Here is an 18,078-nt window from a genome sequence, read left to right as displayed (position 1 = left end):
AGAAGCACTTCCGAAGTCAACGTGATCATGGTGGTATCGCCGGAATTGCAGGGATACGTGTATCCGATCATGCGAGGCCCACCCCCGCCGGACAGGCCATAGTTCCACCGCTGGCATTCGGCAGCCAGGATGGGTGGATGCCCGGTGAGCTTCGTGGACGCCTGACCGCACTCTTCCGCTGGGTCGACCCGGGTCCGGGCAGCAGCCACCTGGTCAGCGACGCCTCCGGCTGGTGGCGGGATCCGCAGGTACTGGCCGCGCTGGGGCCGGCCCTGGTCGCGCCGTTCCGCGAGGCCCGGCCTACCGTGGTGGTCGCGCCGGCGGTGACCGGACTGATGCTCGGGCCGCTCGCCGCCACCGCCCTCGGAGTGGGCTTCGTCGCGGCCCACAAACCGGGCGACGGACGGCTGCCGACCGGCCCGCTGACCTGGGCGCAGAGCCCGCCGGACTTCCGGGGCCGGCGGGTCGACCTGGCGGTGCGGGAGCACCTGCTCGGGCCCGACGACCGGGTGCTCATGGTGGACGACTGGGTGGCCACCGGCGCGCAGGCGCAGGCCGTCCGCGAGATCTGCGCGGCGCGCGGCGCGAGCTGGCTCGGCGTCGCCGCCGTGGTCGCCGACTGTCCGGCCGAGGTGGCCCGCGAGCTGGGCGTACGCGGGCTGCTCGACGCCGGTCAGCTGCGCTGAACGAACTCCTCCACGGCGGTGCAGACCTGACCGAGCATTTCGGCCGAGCGGGCCAGCGGACCGGGCACCATCAGCCGGTGGTCGGCGTCCGGGATCTCCAGCACGTGCGGGGTGAGCCGGCGGGCCACCACACCGTCCCAGGAGGGGTCGGCCGTGCCTCCCACCAGCAGGAACGGTGCTTCCGCCCGACCCAGCGCCGCGACCACCTCGGGCCCGTGCAGCAGCGGGGTGAGCCAGACCGCGGGCAGTCTCCGGTCGGCGGCGAGCGCCGTGGCCAGCGAGCCGAGCGACTTGCCGACCAGCAGGTCGGTCGGCGCGTCCAGGGTCGGCCGCACCTGGTCGTCGACCCACTCCACGGCAGCGTCGGGGCCGTCGGCGTCCGGCGCGAACCGCTCGGGCACCTGCCAGCTGATCTCGTGGACGTCGAAGCCCGTCCGCCGCAGCGCCTCCCCGAGGTACGCGAAGAGCGGGTACCGGGTGTCGTAGCCCCGGCCGGGGATGAGGACCGCACGCCGGTCCGCCATGGCCGTCTCCTTCCGCCGCCGCCCACGGTAGGCGGGTGGGCGGGATTCCGCCGACCGGACATCGCCCGGTGGGTAACCTCGGCAGGATGTGGCCTCGGATCGGTGGACTCCGCACGCTCGACCTCGGCACCCCGGGTGAGCTGCGCGCCAGGCTCAACACGCTGGTGCTGGCCGGGGTGAAGACCGCCACCGCCGGCCTGGTCACCGAGTACGCCGAGGAGGGCGAGGAGCTGGAGCACGTCGGCGAGCGGCTGGCCCTGGTCGACGACGACGACCGGCTGGTCGGGGTCGTCGAGGTCACCGCTGTCGAGACCGTGCGCCTCGCCGACGTCAGCTGGGAGTTCGCCCGCGCCGAGGGGGAGGGCGACCGCTCGATCGCCGAGTGGCGGGAGGGGCACGCCGCCTACTGGGCGCGGGTCGGCACCCCGGTCACCGACGACAGCGAGATCGTCTGCCTCCGCTTCCGGCTGGTCTCCGCCGGCGACGGCGGCATCACCACCGGAGACCTCGGCACCTGAGGTGCGCTCCGCGCCCCGCTCAGGCGGAGCGCAGCTCCGGCAGCAGCCGCGTCGCCACGTCGACCAGCACCGCCTCGTCGCCGGCGTACCAGCTGCTGGCACGGGGCCAGTGCGTGACGACGTCGGTGAAGCCGAGGGCCGCCGCCCGGGCGACCTGCTCGGCGAAGAAGTCGGCGCTGCTCAGGGAGAAGACCGGCGCCGAGTCCAGCGACAGGTACCGGTCCAGGGTGGCCGGGTCCCGGCCGGCCGCCGCCAGGGTGTCGTCGAGCCGGGCGCACACCGCCGCGACCCCGTCCCACCAGCCCGCCAGGTCCTCCTCGCCGGTGCCGGTGGTGACCCAGCCCTGACCGAAGCGGGCGACCAGGCGCATCGAGCGCGGGCCGTTCGCCGCCATCACGAACGGCACCCGGGGCTGCTGGACGCAGCCGGGGTTGTTGCGGGCGTCCACCGCGCTGAACCACTCACCCCGCCAGGTGGCGCCGTCCTGGCGCAGGATCAGGTCGAGCAGCTCGGTGAACTCGGCGAACCGGTCCACCCGCTGCCGGGGCGGCAGGGTCTCGCCGCCGAGCACGGCGGAGTCGAAGCCGATGCCGCCGGCCCCGAGCCCGAGCAGGACCCGGCCGGCGGAGATGTCGTCCAGGGCGGTGACCTGCCGGGCGAAGGCCGCCGGGTGCCGGAAGTTCGGCGAGGCGACAAGCGTGCCGAGCCGGATCCGCGAGGTCACCGTCGCGGCGGCGGTCAGCGTGGCCATGGAGTCGAACCATGGGCCGTCGACCAGATCGCGCCAGCCCAGGTGGTCGTACGTCCAGGCGTGGTCGAAGCCCCACTCCTCCACCTGCCGCCACCGCCGCTGCGACTGCGACCAGCGCTGGTCGGGCAGGATCACGATGCCAATCCGCATGATCGCCAGCGTACGGCCCTCGGCCGGCCGGTCAGCCGGCAGCGGGTCAGCCAGCAGCGGGTCATCCGGCAGCGAGCTTGGCCAGCGCCCGGGGCAGGTGCGGGTCGAGGGTGCCCGGGTCCGCCGCGGCCACCTCGGTCGGCGTCCACCACCGGGCCGCCCGGAACTCCCCCGGGTCGGGGGTGAGCGGCTGACCGCGCCGGCCCTCGATCAGGTACCAGAGACGCACGTCGACGTGGCGCTGCTCGGGCGGGCCGACGGTCGGCGTGGCGGTGAGGAAGAACGGCGGCCCGTCCGGCTCCGCCGCCGCCCGCATTCGCGCAGCCGGTCAGGAGCGGGCGACATCGGCGGCGGCACGGACGAACTCGCGTACCCGCTCGGTGGTGTTGGTCTCCCGCCAGACCGGGCCGCGTCGGATCGGCGGCGCGTCGTGGATCGGCACGTACGCCACGTCGGGGCGCGGGTAGTAGCGGCGGGTGTGCTCACCCACCGGCAGCACGCCCCGCCCCATCGCCACCAGGGAGAGCATCTCCGAGAAGGTGGCGCCCGACGGGCCCTTCGGCACCGGCCGGCCGGACGGCGTCCGCTCGGGTGTGCGGTCGCGCTTGAACGCCGCCGAGGTCACCGCCGGGTACTGCACCACCGGGTGGTCGGCCAGCACCTCCAGGGAGACCGACTCCCGCCCGGCCAGCGGATGCCCCGCCGGCACCGCCAGCATCCGGGCCTCCGACAGCAGCGCCGGGCCGTTCGCCATCCCGTCGAACGGGTACGACGCGAGGAGCACGTCGATCGAGCCGTCCTCCAGGCTGGACCGGGTGGTGGCGAGCTGCGCCTCGTGCACGTGCACCTCGCAGTCGGGGTGCCGCTCGCGGAACAGGGCGACCGCGCGCAGCAGCACCGGCGCCGTCCACTCGCCGAGGAACGCCACCCGCAGCTCGCCGGTGACGCCGCGCCCCGCCTCGACGGCCCGCCGTACCGCGTCCTCCATGCCGGCGACCAGCGGCCGCAGGTCGTCGGCGAGCCGGCGGCCGATCGGGGTGAGGCGGACGACCCGGCTGGTCCGCTCGAACAGCGGCGCGCCGATCCGCCGTTCCAGCTTCTTGACCACGTGGCTGATCCGCCCGGTGGTGACCCCGAGCCGCTCGGCGGTCCGCCCGAAGTGCAACTCCTCGGCGAGGGTCAGGAAGGTCTCGACCTCGTGCCGCTCCAGCACCCAGGGCTCCCGTCGTTGAATCCGGCTCAACGATCGTAGTCCGATCGTGGCTTGGTCCGGATCCCCGCCGCGACCAGGCTGGAGGGCGTACTGATCACTTCGGTTGGAGGGACACCGATGACCACCGTCACCGACTATCTCGACGGGCTGGACGAACCACTGCGGGAGATCGGCGCGCGGCTGCGCCCCGTCATCGAGGACGCGCTGCCCGGGGCGACCGGCGCGATGTGGCACGGCCACCCGGTCTGGGGACGGGGCGACCGCCCCGGCCGGGACCCGGTCTGCCTGGTGAAGGCGTACCCGTCGTACCTGACCTTCGGGCTGTGGCAGGGGCAGGAGGTGGACGACCCGTCCGGGCGGCTGACGCCCGGGGCACGGTCGATGGCCTCGGTGAAGCTGCGTACCCCCGACGAGGTCGACCCGGTGCTCTTCGGCGACTGGCTGCGCCAGGCGTACGCGGGCGCCGGACGGGAGGCGGCGTGAGCACCCTGCGCGTCACCGGCTTCGACCACCTCGTGCTCACCGTCGCCGACGTCGAGCGGTCGCTGGCCTTCTACTGCGGCCCGCTCGGCCTCACCCCGGTACGCGTCGACGAGTGGCGGGCCGGCCGGGTGCCCTTCCCCTCGGTGCGGATCGACCCGCACACCATCGTCGACCTGGTACGCGGCGAGCGGGGCGAGTCGAACGTCGACCACTTCTGTCTGGTGGTGGCCCCACTCGACTGGGCGGAGGTGATCGCCACCGGCGACCTCGACGTGGTGGAGGGACCGGTGGGCCGGTTCGGCGCGCGGGGCTCGGCCACCTCGGTCTACGTCCGCGACCCGGACGGCAACGTGGTGGAGCTGCGCTGGTACCCGCAGGACGCCCCCTAGCCGGCCCGGCTCAGCGGCGCTGGACGATCTGGACCGGATTGCCGTCCGGGTCGGCGGTCCAGGCGATCAGGAGACGATCCAGCCACACCCGCGGCGCGGACAGGGCGGGCGCCCCGTCGGCGGTGAGCCGATCCCAGGCGGCGGCGGTGTCGTCGGTCCAGAGGACCACGGCGGCCCGCTGCCCCTCGGGCACCGGGTCCAGGCCGTGGTCGTCCCGGCTGGAGGTGACCGAGGCGATGCCGATCCGGTAACCGTCCAGGGCGAGATCGACGTGGATCGGCTCGCCCTCGGCCGGCACCCGGAACGTCTCGGTGAAGCCGAGCCGGGTGTAGAAGGCGGCGGCCCGGGACACGTCCGCGCTGAAGAGCATCACCTGCGGGGCACGGAACATCGACACGGGCGGACGCTACCAAGGGCGGCGCCCGTCGGCACTCCCGCCGAACAGCGAGGACGCGGGACCGGACGAGCTGATCTTGGGCGGCGTGGACTGCTAAGCTCCGGCCACTCGTCCGGACGCGCGAGTGCCCGCAGGTGGCCGCTCCGCCGACCGGGACACGCGACCGCGTCGTGTGGCGACGACCCTCCGTACTCTCCGCCTTCTGATCCCGAGGAGGACGCGCGTGGCCTCTGGTGCATTCGTCAGCGCCGCCATCGCCGCCACCGTCTCCACCACGCTCGTCATCGGTCAGGGACCGGCGACGACCGACATCACGCAGCACCGGACGCTCACGGGTGAGGCCGTCGTCCCGGCGGCCATCGCCCTGCGCCCGCAGACGGCCCTGCTGAGCGCCGGCCCGTCCGGCCTCCTCCGCTCGGAGCCGGGGCACGGTCTCCTGTGGACCAGCTACGACGGCGACGACACGTCGACCGGAGCGCCCGAGCCCCTCGTACCCTTCATTCCGCAGTTCGGCGCGGGCTCGGACGTGGTCGCCGTCTACGACCACCCGGGCAACGTCACCCTGCGGAACATGTCGACCGGCCGGTCGCAGAAGGTGACACTTCCCGGCGGCCACAGCTACGTCAGCACGCTCGGATCGACGATCGTGACGAGGATGGACGGCTCGTCCGACGCGAGTTACACGTGGCGTCTGCTCGAGGTCCGGGACGATGGTTCGGTCGTGCAGCGCGCGGTGGAGGGAGTGCCCGACGGCATCGCCGGAACCTTCACAGCCAACGCCGCGCTGGGCGACGCGCACGGGCAGGTCGTGCAGTACCGGATCGGCGCCACGGGCCACACCGGCTGGCTCGACGTCGACCAGGGCCGGTTCAGTCCGCTGCCGTACCGCGTGGAGACAAGCCCGGGCCACATCGTGGTCACCCCCACCCACCTGCTGTGGTGGCAGGACGGCACGGTCTTCGTCCACTCCCGCGACGACCTGTCCGCCACCCCCCGCAAGGTGCCGCTGACCGGCGACGCGCAGGTGCTGGGCATGACCGGTGACCGGCTCGTCGTGTCCCGGTACGACGCCTCACTGGGCAAGCTCAACTACGGCAAACCGGTCTGGCGGGTCGAGGCCGTCACCCTCGACGGCTCTCCGGCCGGGACCCTCCTGGCCAGGTCGGCGACGTTCGGCGTCCCGACCCCGCACGGCGGCCTCCTGGTGCAGGGTGGCCCCGGTCCCGGCTGGGAGCAGTGGGGGGTGTGGATCGTCGAGGGCGGCGATGGTGGTGCGCCGACGGTGCGCAGGATCGTCGACGCGTACCCGCAGAAGATCCAGACGGTACGAGCGCTGAGCTACACCCAGGGGCGGCTGCACACCCTGGAGTACGACCCCCTGGACGAGCGCCACCGGCTGTGGACCCGGGACATCGGCGTGGCCGGCTCCCTCACCGTCGGCCCGCGCCTGGCCCGTGGCGCCCTCCCCGACCCCTGCAGCAACGAGTACTGCCTGCGGTTCGAGGACACCGGTGACGGTCGGACGGTCGTGGGGGACGGAATCGGCGTGGCGGGCATCGACCTGCCACCGCACGTGCTGGCACCGACGCAGGCTCTGCCGGGCACCCGGATCGACGCCGCTCAGGCGGACAGCACGGTGCAGGCCGTGAGCGGACGCTTCGCCTCGCTGAGGTCGTCCGACGGCACCGTCTCGCAGACCCGGATCGTCGACCTCGACACCGGCAAGCCCGTGTTCACGACGACGGACCACGTGCAGGCGATGTGGGGCACCACCGCGTGGCTGGCGGACGGCAACGACGCCGTGACCCCCGTGGACGTGCTGACGGGCGAGCGGGGCACCCAGGTGTGGTTCGGTCGCGGGTGCCTGCTGGAGAACGTCCAGGCCGTCGGGCGCTGGCTGCGGTGGGTCTGCGGCCTGGCCGGAACCCAGGGCGTCTTCGACGTGGTCACCCGGAAGTCCGTCACCTTCGACGCCACCGTCCCGGCCGAGGCGAAGCTCGGTGACGGTTTCGTCGTGTTCACGCGGGACGGACAGCTGACGGTGACCGACGTCCGCAGCGGCACGCCGGTGACCCGCACCGTCGGAGATTCCCGGGTGGCGGCCCTGTGGGACCTCGACCCGTACACGGGTGTCATCGCCCATCTCGCCCCCGACAACGGCATCCACCTCGTCCCGAGCGGTGTGCCGGTCTCGCCCCTCGTGCAGCTCGACGCCACGGTCGCCACCGCGTACGTCAAGGGCGGGGCCGGGCAGTGGACCCCGAAGTGGTGGCTGAACAAGCCGGCCGCCTCCTGGACGCTGGTGATCCGGAACCAGGCGACCGGCGCCACGGTCCGTACCCTCTCCGGGGGTGTGGCGCGCGGCGTGGTGGCCCCGACGTGGAACGGTCGGGACGGCTCCGGCGCCCTGGTGGCCGACGGCATCTACGGGTGGGCGCTGAGCGTCACGCCGGCCGACGGTGCGGGCGCGGTGCTCACCGGGTCGGGCAGCCTCCGGGCCACCGGCAGCGCGTGTCCGCTCCGTAGCCGGGCGGGAACGCAGTCCGTGGCGTGCTCGACGATTCGGTCGAGCACCGGGTGACCGGCGCGACCGCACCCGGTTGACCCGGACGGGGCACCGGCCGGGAAAATTCCTGGCCGGTGCCCCGTCGCCGGTGGGTAGCGTCGGACGACGTGACAGCGCCTGAGATCACCATCGCCACCCCGGCGGACCGGGACCGGACCGTCGGCTCGCTGGTCGCCGCCTTCCCGGCGGATCCCGTCCTGCGGTACCTGTTCCCGGACGACGCGACCTACCCGCGGTACGCCGCCGTCTTCTTCGGACACCTCTTCGACAAGCGGGTGCACAAGGGGTCGATCTGGACGATCGGCCGTGGCGCGTCGGTCGCGATCTGGGAGCCACCGGCGGCCGGGGGCGGGGTGGCGGACGACCCGCTCGCCGCCCGTCTCCCCGCCGACGCGCTGGCCCGCGTCCACGCGTACGACGAGGCGGTGCACGACGCGCTGCCGACCGGCCCGTACTGGTATCTCGGCGTGCTGGGCACCCACCCGGACAGCACGGGTCGACGCTGGGGGCACGCCGTCATGCGGGCCGGCCTGTGCCGGGCCGCCGAGGACGGCCTGCCGGCGGTGCTGGAGACCAGCAACCCCGGCAACGTCGAGATGTACCGCCGGGCCGGGTGGGAGGTGGTCCGCGCCCTGCCCCGACCGGTGCCCACCTGGATCATGTCCCGCCCGGCGGGGTGACCGGGCGGTCGCTCCCGAGTCGCGGCCGGGTCGACGGGCGGCACGTGACGGGCGCCGAGGGGACCGACCGATGACGATAGGCCGGTCCGCTCGTCCATACCTGTGACGCACTCCGACTCCACGAAGGAGAGAGCCTTGACGGTCACCCCAGCCCGCAGCGCCGCCATGCCCCCGGTCGTCGACCGGAAGACCTGGCTGCGTGAGCGCGACGAACTGCTGGCCCGGGAGAAGGCGCACACCCGCGAGGGGGACGCGATCGCCGCCGCGCGCCGGCAACTGCCGATGACGCTGATGCCACCGGTGACGGTGCGCGGGCCGGGTGGGGAGACCCCGCTGGTGGACGTGTTCGAGGGCCGCCGGATGCTGATGGCCTACTTCCACATGTGGCACGACGGCAAGCCGTACGAGGACCAGTGCGAGGGGTGCACCTTCGCGACCTGCCACATGCAGATGCTCGACTACCTGCACGCCCGGGACGTCACCTACGCCGTGTTCTGCCAGGGCTCCTACGAGGAGAGCGCCCCGTTCGCCGAGTTCATGGGCTATCCGTTCCCCTGGTACTCGGCGAGGGACTCCGACCCGGCGCTGGTGGACGGGCGCGGCTTCGGGCTGATCGCCTGCTACCTGCGCGACGGCGACCAGGTCTACGAGACGTACTGGACCACCGGGCGGGGTACGGAGGCGTTGATGACCAGCTACCACGCCCTCGACCTCACCGTGTACGGCCGGCAGGAGCCCTGGGAGGACGCGCCCGAGGGCTGGCCGAAGGTGAGCGGGCACCCGTGGCGGGTCGACGGCCGCCCGACGGCGCAGTGGAACCGCCCGGGCGTCGCGTCCGCGCAGTCGTGCTGCGGGCAGTGCTGACGATCGTTCGCACCGTCGGCGGGCGGGAGTGGCCCGGCGATGACGTCGACCGAGGCCCCGGCCGGGACGCCCGTCCCGGCCGGGGCCGGTGCGCAGGACGCCGCGCGCGGCTGCTCGCCGGTACCGCGATCCACTGTGTAACGGCTCCGGTCTGATGGTCGCCTCACCAGGAGAGGCGACGATCTTGTCGCCGTCCGCCCGGCGTCGACGTCCCACCCATGGGTCGTCGAACTGCCGTGGCCTCACGGGGGTAGACAACCGAAGGGAGACCGCACGTGCGGTTTCGCACAGTGATCGGTTCAGTTCTGGCGTCGACGCTGGTCGCGGGGGCCGGCCTCCTCGCCACCAGCACACCGGCCGCCGCGAGGGACACCACGACCCTGATCGAGGGTGTCACCGGCCTCGCCGACACCGCCGCCGCCGGCGGCAGGGTCTTCGTCTCCGCGAACGACCGGATCGTGATCGCCGACGGCCGCGGCACGATCACCGGCGTCATCACCGGCCTGGCCAACCCGACCGGCCTGGCCGTCACGCCCGACGGCGCTCGGCTCTACGCGGCGCTGACCGGCTCCGGCGAGGTGGCCGAGATCGACACGGCCACCCGCGCCGTCACCCGGCGGATCGACCTGGCCGGGTACCCGTCGCCGGAGAACCTGTCCCTGGCCGGCGACCGGCTCTGGGTCGGCTACGGCGTCAAGGGCAGCTTCGACGGCGGGGTGCTCGGTCTCGACCTGTCCGTGCCGGCGCCCGCTCCGGTCCAGGTCGCGACCCGCATGTACGGCGCGCCCATGGTCGCCGCCGGCGGCGACACCGTGGTGGCCGGCGAGGCCGGGATCAACCCGGGCAGCCTGCGGGTGTACGACGTGCGCACCACCCCGGCGACGCTCCGCGGCACCGTCAGCGGATCCCAGCACGGCCTGTCCAACCTGACCGACCTCACCGTCACCCCCGACGGCGCGACGGCGATCTCCGTCTTCGCCACCTCGGGCTTCGACGCGTGGGACACCACGACCCTGGCCAAGGTGCGCACCTACGGCACCGGGGCGGAGTACCCGGGCAGCCCGGGCGCGGTCGCCCTCAGCGCCGACGGCGCACACGTCGCCGGGGCCTTCTACGGCTCGATGTACAGCCCGTACGCCACGGTGTACGACGCCGCCACGGCGCAGCGGACCTACCAGACCAACGTCACCAACAACGCCTCGCTGCGGACCGGCAGCCTCTCCGTCCTGGGGGACGACCTGTTCGCCCTGCAGGAGGACCGGCAGCGCAACCGGTACTACCTGTGGCGGGTGGAGGGGGCGACCCTGCCCGCGTCCACCCTGACCCTGACGGCGGCGGCCGGGGCGACCGCGCTCGAACCGTTCGCGCTGACCGGCCGGCTCGCCTTCGCCGACGGCTCGACGCCGGGCGCGCAGCCGCTGGAGATCACTCGTACGCTGCCCGACGGCACCACCGCCCTCCTGCCCGGCGTGACGACCGCCGCTGACGGCACCTTCCGCGTCACCGACACCCCGCCCGTCGGCGGCGCCGTCACCTACGGCGCGCTCTGGGACGGCAGCCCCACCTTCCGCTGGAGCAAGGTCACGACCACGGTGGAGGTGACCCGCCACGCGACCACGCTGACCCTGACCGGGCCGGCGACCACCAGCGCCGGCAGGCCGATCCAGCTCAGCGGCGTACTGAGCACCGCCGGCGCCGTCCCCACCCCGGCCGGGTCGCTCGTGGTGTGGCGGGACGTCACCACCCGCAGCGGCACCACCTCGACGGACCTGCCGCCGGTACGCCTCGCCGCCGACGGCTCCTTCACCTTCACCGACACGCCGCCGACGAGCGGCCAGTACCGGTACCACGTCCGCTTCGACGGTGACGCCACGTTCGCGTCGGCGCACCACAGCCACGACACCTCGGTACGCGGAGCGATCGTGGGCACCTACAGCCACCGCTGACCCGGCGCGGTGCCCGTCCGGCCACCCGCCGGACGGGCACCGGCCGAACTCCGCGGGCCGGGCGGGACCGTCCCCGGTCACCGACGCAACCACCCGTGCCGCCTCGACGTCGTAAGGTCGTCCGCATGGCGGACGCTGTCGTGATTCCCGGCGCCTGGTTCGGACCGGGCGCTCCCCTGCTGATGTATGCCGGCGATGTGGCGGATCAGCGGGGCGCAGCAGTACATCGGTACTCGTGGTCCCAGGAGTTCCCGAAGCTTGATCAGCCCGAGATCGAGAGCTGGGTTCGCGGTGAGGTCACCCCGCTGATCGACACCATCGGCGGTCGTCCGCTGCTGATCGGCAAGTCGCTCGGCACGAACGCGGCAGCGATCGCCGCCGAGAGGTCGTTGCCCGCCGTGTGGCTCACGCCCCTGCTCACCCTGCCGTGGGTGGTCGATGCGTTGGGCCGTGCGACCGCGCCGTTCCTGCTCGTGGGGGGCACCGCCGACAAGCTGTGGGACGGTGACGTCGCCCGCCGGTTGTCGCCCCATGTGCTGGAGGTGGAAGGCGCGGACCACGGCATGTACGTGCCGGGCCCGCTCACCGAGTCGATCGCGGTGCTCGGTCGAGTCGTGGTGGCGGTGGAGGAGTTCCTCGACGCTGTCGGCTGGCCGAGTTAGTCACCCGGCCCCGCATCGTGGCCCGGGAACGTCGAAGGCCCTGGCAGGGAGTGTCGTCCGGCGCTTCGCCACGCCGATCGCTGGTGGCCGCGGCTACGCGGGGAACAGCCTCCAGTGCCCCTCGGATACGACCTCGACGGTGCCGTCGGTCACCTTGATGGCCGTCTGGTCGTCGATCGCGTACGCCGGACCCGCGATCTCGGCCGCCCACTTCTCGGCACCAGCCATGGTGTTGTCCGGCTCGAGACCCAGGTGCGTGAAGATCGAGAAGTCGACGACCCCCAGTGTGCGGTCGTCGGGCGCGGACTGCCACTCGACGAAGTCCGCACCGATCCGGGGGGTCAGCACCATGCTCCCGGCACTCAACCCCACCCAGACGGTGTCCCGCAGCGACGGCAGGAGATCCGCCAGCCCGGACTGCCGCATCCAGTGGCACAGGTACGTCGCATCGCCGCCGGCCACGAGCATGACGTCGGCCTCCCGGACCCAGGGGACCCACCGCTCCTCGCCGATGCTGGGCAGCGCTGTCAGCTCGAGGACGCCCAGCGACTTCCAGCCCAGGTCGCACATGGGTAGCGGCGTCTGCCCGGTGATGAAGCGCCAGGCCGAGGCTGGCCCGCCCATGGCGTGGGCGGCCGTAGGGATGCAGAGGGCACTGGAGTCGGCGATCGGCTTGCCCAGCAGGTCGACCAGCGCAGCGCGGATGCTCGGGTTCATGACGCCCGCGGACGTGAGTAGAAGTTTCACGCTTGCCTCCTGTACGTAGCGGTCGTGACGCTCTCCCCGATGGCCGGGAGATCGGGTGCACGGGAGTACAGACTGGACACCGTAACGAGACTCATCGCCGTCGCGAGCCCTCAAGACCTCCGCACGCCCATCGACATGACGCGGCGCGCCTCGGCGGCCATGGATCATCTCGTATCGGGCGGATCCGGCGGGACAGGGCGCGACACACGTGGCGCCCTGTCCCGCAAGGACCTCTACTCGGCCGGGACGACGTCGGTCGGGGGTTTCACCTTCACCTCGACGCCGTAGTCGAACAGTTCGAGCGTCGCGGTGGAGGTGCCGGTGTCGAGCCGGCCCTTCGCCGTCGACTGCCACGTGCCGTTGAGCGTCACCTTCGCGATCCGGCCGTCGGCATCACGCGTGATGTCACCCGACGTAGTGGTTGACCCATCCTTGTGTTGCATGGCGTACGCGAAGTGCAGCGTGCCGTCCGGGTTCTCGCGAACGGTCGCGTTCGCCGTCTTGAGTGCCTTGAACAGCGCCGCCGGGTCGGGTGCCGCAGCATCCAGGACCGTGTCCGGGTCACCGTAGAGCGACAGGCGGTCGTACTTGCCCGGGTACTGTCCGTAGCGCCCGTACTTCTCGTGTTCCGGGCCCTTGTCGGGCGGCAGCGCGCCGAGCGGCGGTTCCCCGCCGATGTACCTGGTGCCGTTGATCAGCAGCTCGGTCATCACCGAGTCCTCCTGCGGCGCACGGACGTACCCGGTGGCGGTCTTCGGGTCGAACGCCCCCTCGTACGTCTGACCGGGTCCCCACTGGGTGGCCGTGGTCAGCCGTAGCCGGTAACTGATGTTCTCGCTGGCCGCGACGGCCGAAGCCAACTTCATCCGCGGAGCCGCGATCCCGGGCGCCGACTCAGCCACGCCACCGGGACGGGCCACCGTCGCCGGCTGCACGAGGCTGACGGTGCCGATCGCGCCGAGCGCCAGCACGGCGAGGGTCCCGCTGACGACGCCGGCCCGGCGGCGGCGCGCCCGGCGGCCACGCTCCAGCAGCAGTCCCACTGGCGGCGTGGAGTCAGGCTCCCCGTCGACAAGGCTGTGCAACCCGTTGGCGAGTCGCTCATCGAGGCTGTTCATACCGATTTCACCTGCTTCCTGTGCGGGAGGGTTGATCCACGAGGTGCCGGAGTTTCTCCATGGCCCGAGCGTGCTGACTCTTGACCGTGCCGATCGAGCAGCCCAGCACCTTGGCCACCTCGCGCTCCGGCAGGTCTTCGTAATGGCGAAGCACCACGACTGCCCGCTGCCTGGGCGGCAGCGACAACAGCGCCCTGCGTAGGGCGATGGCGTCGTGGTCCACGCCGCCGCCTGATGCGGCACGGTCGGGAACGTCGGCCACGAGGCGTTCTCTGCGCAGCCGCCGCCAGATGGAGGTGTGGTTGTTGACCAGGCAGCGGTGGAGATAGGCGTGCGGGTCATCGAGCTGCGACAGCTTGCGCCACCGCTGGTACATCTTGACCAGGCTGTCCTGGAGCAACTCCTCGGCCCGCCATCGGTCGCCGGTCAGCAGCAGGGCCAGCCGCATGTGTCGCTGCCAGGCAACCTCAACGAACGCCACGTACGAGGCATCCGTCGGCCGTGGCGTGGATTGGACTGTCACACCCCTTCCACGTGCCGGTGCCGTGAAAGGTTGTCTCGACCCCCGCTTCCACCGACGAGCACGTCGCTGACGCGCTCAGTTCCCGGATCAGGCAGCGCAGGGATCGGGCAGGTAGCGGGCACGGCCAGCGCAAGATGCGGTGGCAACGACTGAGGCCCCAGCCAGGAAACCTGTCCTGAGCTGGGGCCTCACGCTGGAGCGGGTGACGGGAATCGAACCCGCACTGTCAGCTTGGGAAGCTGATGTTCTGCCATTGAACTACACCCGCAGGCGGCACCACTGTACCTGAGGTCACCACCTCCGTGCACCCAGGTACCCCCGGCGCGTCCGACCCCGCCCCACGGTGATCATCCCGCCACCCGACGTATAGACGACAGTCCAAAAGTTGCTCGGCGGTAACATACAGCCGTTCTCAAATCTGTCGATCGGTTGTAACGTCACCCCCACGTTTTCGACCACGGTGCGACACACCCCCTGTCGCACCGCGAGAAAGAGGTGGGCCCATGGGACTCCGTCCCAACCTGCTGACCCGGCGCGCCGCCGGTGTCGCGTCGACGACCCTCGCGCTGCTGCTCAGCACCGCTGCCGTGGGCGTCGTCCCCGCTGCTTCCGCCTTCTCCGCCGCCCCCGGCGCCGACGTGCACTGTGACGAGCCGGCCGACGTCCACGTGGACGCCCGGATCAAGAAGGGCGCGATCGCCGACCACGAGCCCAACGAGCTGACCGCCGCCCAGGTCCGCGAGCGCGAGGTCGACCTGGCCGCCGCGCTGCGCGAGCGGGCGAAGTTCCGCGCCGGCGCCCAGGCCGCCGCCCCGCTGGCCAGCGTGACGATCCCGGTCGTCGTGCACGTCATCCAGGAGGACGGCACCCGAACCGGCGGCAACATCCCGGACTCGATGATCACGTCGCAGATCAACGTGCTCAACCAGTCCTACAGCGGCGCCACCGGTGGCGCGGCCACCGCGTTCAGCTTCCAGCTCCAGAAGATCAACCGGGTGACGAACCCGTCCTGGTACCCGATCGTCCAGGGCTCCTCCGCCGAGCGGCAGATGAAGAGCCAGCTCCGCGAGGGCGGCAAGAACACCCTCAACATGTACCTGGGTGAGCTGAGCGACGGCCTGCTCGGCTGGGCGACCTTCCCGAAGCGCAAGCTCGACAGCATGGACGGCGTGGTCGTGCTGAGCGAGTCGCTGCCGAACGGCACCGCCGCCAACTACAACCAGGGCGACACCGGCACCCACGAGGTCGGCCACTGGCTGAACCTCTACCACACCTTCCAGGGTGGCTGCTCCGGCTCGGGTGACAGCGTCACCGACACCCCGGCCGAGGCGTCGCCGGCCTACCAGTGCCCGACCGGCCGGGACACCTGCACGACCGCCGGCCTGGACCCGATCACCAACTTCATGGACTACACCTACGACTCGTGCATGTACCAGTTCACCGCTGGGCAGGCGAGCCGCATGCTGACCGCGTGGAACGCCTACCGCGCGGCCTGATCACCGCCTCGACACCCGGTGCCGGCTCCGCCTCACGGCGGGGCCGGCACCGGCCGTTTCCGGGTCAGGCGGCGGTGCGGCGGGTGTCGAAGCCGTGCCGTCCGCGCCGGGCCGGCCGCTGATCCGGTACGCCCGCGGCGTCCGAGCCGCGGTGGGCCGACCGGGGATCGAGCCAGACCTGCACGGCGGAGCGCCCCGGGCCGTCGCCGGGCTGGACGAACCCACCCGGGCCACGGCGGGTCAGCATCGCCACGTCCACACTGAACTCGAAGAGCCGCCAGTCCACCTGCGGCGCGGCGCGGCCGAGGCGGGCGATCCGGGCCACCTGGGCCGGATCGGCGACCGGGTGCGCCCGGCCGGCGACGTACGCCTCGTCGTCGCTCTCCTCCGCCGGGAAGGAGTGCAGGGCGTAGCGCCCGTCGCGTTCGAGGTCGCGCCGTTTCGGCGAGTCGACGACGAAGCAGAACAGCCCCTCGTCGGTGATCACGGGGCAGACCGGGTGCACCCGGGGGCCGCCGTCGGCGCGGACGGTGGCCAGGTAGCCGAAGCCCGGCCCGTACTGCTGCAGGAGAAGGCGGATCCCGTCGGCGAGGCGGGGCTCGTCGGCGGCGAATTCGGACCAGGAAGCCATACCGACATCCTATCGAACACGTGTACGAACACGTAGTCCGACACGCAGGTCACCCGACCCGCTCGATATGGTGTGCCGATGCTGCTCTCCGACCGCGACCTGGTCTCCGAGATCAAGGCGGGCACGCTCGCGCTGGAGCCGTTCGAGCCCACGCTGGTGCAACCGTCCAGCATCGACGTGCGCCTCGACAGGCTGTTCCGGGTTTTCAACAACCACCTGTACACGCACATCGACCCGGCGATGCAGCAGGACGACCTGACCTCGATGGTCGAGGTGCCGGAGGGTGAGCCGTTCGTGCTGCACCCGGGCGAGTTCGTGCTCGCGTCCACGCTCGAGGTGATCTCGCTGGGCGAGCAACTCGCGGGCCGGCTGGAGGGCAAGTCCAGCCTGGGCCGGCTGGGTCTGCTCACCCACTCGACCGCCGGCTTCATCGACCCGGGCTTCTCCGGCCACGTCACGCTGGAACTGTCGAACGTGGCGAACCTGCCGATCACCCTCTGGCCGGGCATGAAGATCGGCCAGCTCTGCATCTTCCGGCTGTCGTCCCCGGCCGAGCACCCGTACGGCTCGGCCGTCTACGGGTCGCGCTACCAGGGGCAGCGCGGGCCGACCCCGAGCCGCTCCTGGCAGCACTGGCGCACCTGGCCGACCCGCTAGGCACGGCCGGGCCGACGATCGGCGTCAGCGCGGCCGGCCGTAGCTGTTGACCGGCCCGTCGTCGACCCGCTTCATCTTCACCGGCACCCCGGCGCGGGAGGCGTGCACCACCCAGCCGCCGCCGACGTACATGCCGACGTGGTGCAGGTCCGGGTAGTAGAACACCAGGTCCCCGGGGCGCAGGTCGGCCCGGTCGATCCGGGTCGTCACCCGGCGTTGCTGGCGGGCGTTGTGCGGCAGCCGTACGCCGCCCTCCGCCCAGGCGGCGAGCATCAGCCCCGAGCAGTCGTACGCGCCGGGGCCCTCCGCGCCCCAGACGTACGGCTTGCCGATCTGGGCGCAGGCGAACCGGACCGCCGCGCCGGCCGGGCCGCCCGGGTAGGCCGCCGGGCAGGGCGCGGGACGCAGTGGGCCGCCGCCCCCGCCGTCGTGGAGCTTGAGCCGCAGCCGTTGCAACCGGTCGATCTCGGCGTCGATCTGCTTCTTCCGGGCGGCGAGCTGCGCCTCGGTACGGCTGAGCTGGGCCACCATCTCGTCCAGCGGGGCCTTCTTCGCGGCGAGTTCGTCGCGCAGGTCCTTGACGGCCTGCACCCCGCGTTGCTGTCGGCTGGCGAAGCGGTCGAGCAGTTCGAGCTGGCCGACCAGCTCGCCGGGGGACCGGCTGCCGAGCAGGGCGTTGACGACGGAGATGCTCTGCCCCTTGTACGCCTCGGCGGCGAGCCCGGAGACCTGGTTCATCGCCAGGTCGACCTGGAGTTGCAGCGGGCCGATCCGTCGGCTCAGCGCCTCGGCCCGGCGGCGCTTGGCGGCGAGGTCCTGCCGGACCGCGTTGTGCTGCTCGATGAGGGGTTCGAGTCGGTTCCAGTCCCGGTCGATCTGCCGTTCGATCTCGGCGACCGTGGGCTCGGCGTGGGCCGCCGTGACGCCACCGGTCAGCACGACGGCGGCGCCGGTGAGGGCGGCGAGGACGGTGGTGAAGCGGGACCAGCGTGGGCGCGGCGCAGCGGCACCGCCGACGACCTGGATCGACCGGTGTGCCGGTGGCCGCGGGGCATGGTGTGCCACCGGGCTCCGTAC

Annotated in this window: 21 protein-coding genes and 1 tRNA gene; 11 read left to right on the top strand and 11 right to left on the bottom strand. The window is 72.4% G+C overall.

The genetic code is table 11. The annotated features are described in order from the left end of the window. Positions 1–137: 137 nt before the first annotated feature. Positions 138–686, top strand: coding sequence for a phosphoribosyltransferase (locus GA0070614_RS16455; RefSeq protein WP_088976792.1), 549 nt, complete (start codon positions 138–140; stop codon positions 684–686). On the opposite strand, the gene GA0070614_RS16450 is transcribed toward GA0070614_RS16455, so the two are convergent. Next, complete coding sequence (locus GA0070614_RS16450; RefSeq protein WP_088976791.1) at positions 674–1,210, bottom strand: alpha/beta fold hydrolase; 537 nt, start codon at positions 1,208–1,210, stop codon at positions 674–676. The two genes, GA0070614_RS16455 and GA0070614_RS16450, sit on opposite strands and share 13 nt — an antisense overlap. 86 nt (positions 1,211–1,296) lie before the next feature. Here GA0070614_RS16450 and GA0070614_RS16445 point away from each other — a divergent pair, with 86 nt between their 5' ends. Beyond that, positions 1,297–1,728: an ASCH domain-containing protein gene (locus GA0070614_RS16445; protein WP_088976790.1), complete on the top strand. Its 432-nt coding sequence runs from the start codon at positions 1,297–1,299 to the stop codon at positions 1,726–1,728. Positions 1,729–1,747: 19 nt separating this feature from the next. On the opposite strand, the gene GA0070614_RS16440 is transcribed toward GA0070614_RS16445, so the two are convergent. From GA0070614_RS16440 to GA0070614_RS16430, 3 genes are all read right to left on the bottom strand, one after another. Next, the gene (locus tag GA0070614_RS16440; protein WP_088976789.1) at positions 1,748–2,629 is read right to left on the bottom strand and encodes an LLM class flavin-dependent oxidoreductase; all 882 of its coding nucleotides are present in this window, start codon (positions 2,627–2,629) and stop codon (positions 1,748–1,750) included. Positions 2,630–2,690: 61 nt separating this feature from the next. After that, entirely contained in the window at positions 2,691–2,945 is a 255-nt protein-coding gene (locus GA0070614_RS16435) for an NUDIX hydrolase (RefSeq protein ID WP_088976788.1), read from the bottom strand. Positions 2,946–2,957: 12 nt separating this feature from the next. After that, positions 2,958–3,842, bottom strand: coding sequence for a LysR family transcriptional regulator (locus GA0070614_RS16430; protein ID WP_088976787.1), 885 nt, complete (start codon positions 3,840–3,842; stop codon positions 2,958–2,960). A 117-nt stretch (positions 3,843–3,959) separates the two neighbouring features. Between GA0070614_RS16430 and GA0070614_RS16425 the strand changes: the two genes are divergently transcribed. Next, positions 3,960–4,325 carry a DUF1801 domain-containing protein gene (locus tag GA0070614_RS16425; RefSeq protein ID WP_088976786.1) on the top strand — a complete coding sequence of 122 codons (366 nt, stop codon included), beginning with the start codon at positions 3,960–3,962 and terminating at the stop codon, positions 4,323–4,325. Further along, positions 4,322–4,714, top strand: a complete 393-nt coding sequence (locus tag GA0070614_RS16420) for a VOC family protein (protein ID WP_088976785.1) — start codon at positions 4,322–4,324, stop codon at positions 4,712–4,714. Before GA0070614_RS16425 ends, GA0070614_RS16420 begins: the two co-directional genes overlap by 4 nt. Before the next feature lie 10 nt (positions 4,715–4,724). On the opposite strand, the gene GA0070614_RS16415 is transcribed toward GA0070614_RS16420, so the two are convergent. After that, a complete protein-coding gene (locus GA0070614_RS16415; RefSeq protein ID WP_231933702.1) occupies positions 4,725–5,105 on the bottom strand; it encodes a VOC family protein in 381 nt (126 codons plus the stop codon). Between the two features lie 229 nt (positions 5,106–5,334). Here GA0070614_RS16415 and GA0070614_RS16410 point away from each other — a divergent pair, with 229 nt between their 5' ends. The 5 genes from GA0070614_RS16410 (at position 5,335) to GA0070614_RS16390 (ending at position 11,829) form a co-directional block, all read left to right on the top strand. Beyond that, positions 5,335–7,692, top strand: coding sequence for a FlgD immunoglobulin-like domain containing protein (locus GA0070614_RS16410; protein ID WP_088976783.1), 2,358 nt, complete (start codon positions 5,335–5,337; stop codon positions 7,690–7,692). 92 nt (positions 7,693–7,784) lie between these two features. Beyond that, a complete protein-coding gene (locus GA0070614_RS16405; protein ID WP_088976782.1) occupies positions 7,785–8,357 on the top strand; it encodes a GNAT family N-acetyltransferase in 573 nt (190 codons plus the stop codon). 135 nt (positions 8,358–8,492) lie between these two features. Continuing rightward, a complete protein-coding gene (locus GA0070614_RS16400) occupies positions 8,493–9,221 on the top strand; it encodes a DUF899 family protein (protein ID WP_088976781.1) in 729 nt (242 codons plus the stop codon). Positions 9,222–9,511: 290 nt separating this feature from the next. Continuing rightward, positions 9,512–11,167, top strand: a complete 1,656-nt coding sequence (locus GA0070614_RS16395; protein WP_088976780.1) for a hypothetical protein — start codon at positions 9,512–9,514, stop codon at positions 11,165–11,167. 125 nt (positions 11,168–11,292) lie between these two features. Beyond that, a complete protein-coding gene (locus GA0070614_RS16390; protein ID WP_088976779.1) occupies positions 11,293–11,829 on the top strand; it encodes an alpha/beta fold hydrolase in 537 nt (178 codons plus the stop codon). 93 nt (positions 11,830–11,922) lie between these two features. Here the strand turns inward: GA0070614_RS16390 and GA0070614_RS16385 are convergent, their stop codons facing one another. The 4 genes from GA0070614_RS16385 to GA0070614_RS16370 form a co-directional block, all read right to left on the bottom strand. Further along, positions 11,923–12,576, bottom strand: coding sequence for a Type 1 glutamine amidotransferase-like domain-containing protein (locus GA0070614_RS16385; RefSeq protein ID WP_088976778.1), 654 nt, complete (start codon positions 12,574–12,576; stop codon positions 11,923–11,925). Between the two features lie 233 nt (positions 12,577–12,809). Continuing rightward, on the bottom strand, positions 12,810–13,694 hold the full coding sequence (locus GA0070614_RS16380; RefSeq protein ID WP_157745016.1) for a hypothetical protein: 885 nt from the start codon (positions 13,692–13,694) through the stop codon (positions 12,810–12,812). 7 nt (positions 13,695–13,701) lie between these two features. Next, complete coding sequence (locus tag GA0070614_RS16375; RefSeq protein WP_231933303.1) at positions 13,702–14,175, bottom strand: SigE family RNA polymerase sigma factor; 474 nt, start codon at positions 14,173–14,175, stop codon at positions 13,702–13,704. Between the two features lie 236 nt (positions 14,176–14,411). Continuing rightward, a tRNA-Gly gene (locus tag GA0070614_RS16370) sits at positions 14,412–14,485 on the bottom strand. A gap of 235 nt (positions 14,486–14,720) precedes the next feature. Between GA0070614_RS16370 and GA0070614_RS16365 the strand changes: the two genes are divergently transcribed. Next, positions 14,721–15,713 (top strand): zinc metalloprotease, encoded by a 993-nt coding sequence (locus GA0070614_RS16365; RefSeq protein ID WP_088976776.1) that lies wholly within the window; start codon positions 14,721–14,723, stop codon positions 15,711–15,713. Between the two features lie 64 nt (positions 15,714–15,777). On the opposite strand, the gene GA0070614_RS16360 is transcribed toward GA0070614_RS16365, so the two are convergent. Further along, complete coding sequence (locus tag GA0070614_RS16360; RefSeq protein WP_088976775.1) at positions 15,778–16,344, bottom strand: pyridoxamine 5'-phosphate oxidase family protein; 567 nt, start codon at positions 16,342–16,344, stop codon at positions 15,778–15,780. Positions 16,345–16,422: 78 nt separating this feature from the next. Between GA0070614_RS16360 and dcd the strand changes: the two genes are divergently transcribed. Further along, positions 16,423–17,001 carry a dCTP deaminase gene (dcd, locus tag GA0070614_RS16355; protein ID WP_088979466.1) on the top strand — a complete coding sequence of 193 codons (579 nt, stop codon included), beginning with the start codon at positions 16,423–16,425 and terminating at the stop codon, positions 16,999–17,001. Between the two features lie 24 nt (positions 17,002–17,025). On the opposite strand, the gene GA0070614_RS16350 is transcribed toward dcd, so the two are convergent. Beyond that, positions 17,026–18,066 (bottom strand): C40 family peptidase, encoded by a 1,041-nt coding sequence (locus GA0070614_RS16350; protein WP_088976774.1) that lies wholly within the window; start codon positions 18,064–18,066, stop codon positions 17,026–17,028. Positions 18,067–18,078: the final 12 nt, after the last annotated feature.

The organism is Micromonospora coxensis (assembly GCF_900090295.1).
Taxonomy (GTDB): Bacteria; Actinomycetota; Actinomycetes; order Mycobacteriales; family Micromonosporaceae; genus Micromonospora; species Micromonospora coxensis.
This window is presented reverse-complemented; position numbering and strand designations above follow the sequence as displayed.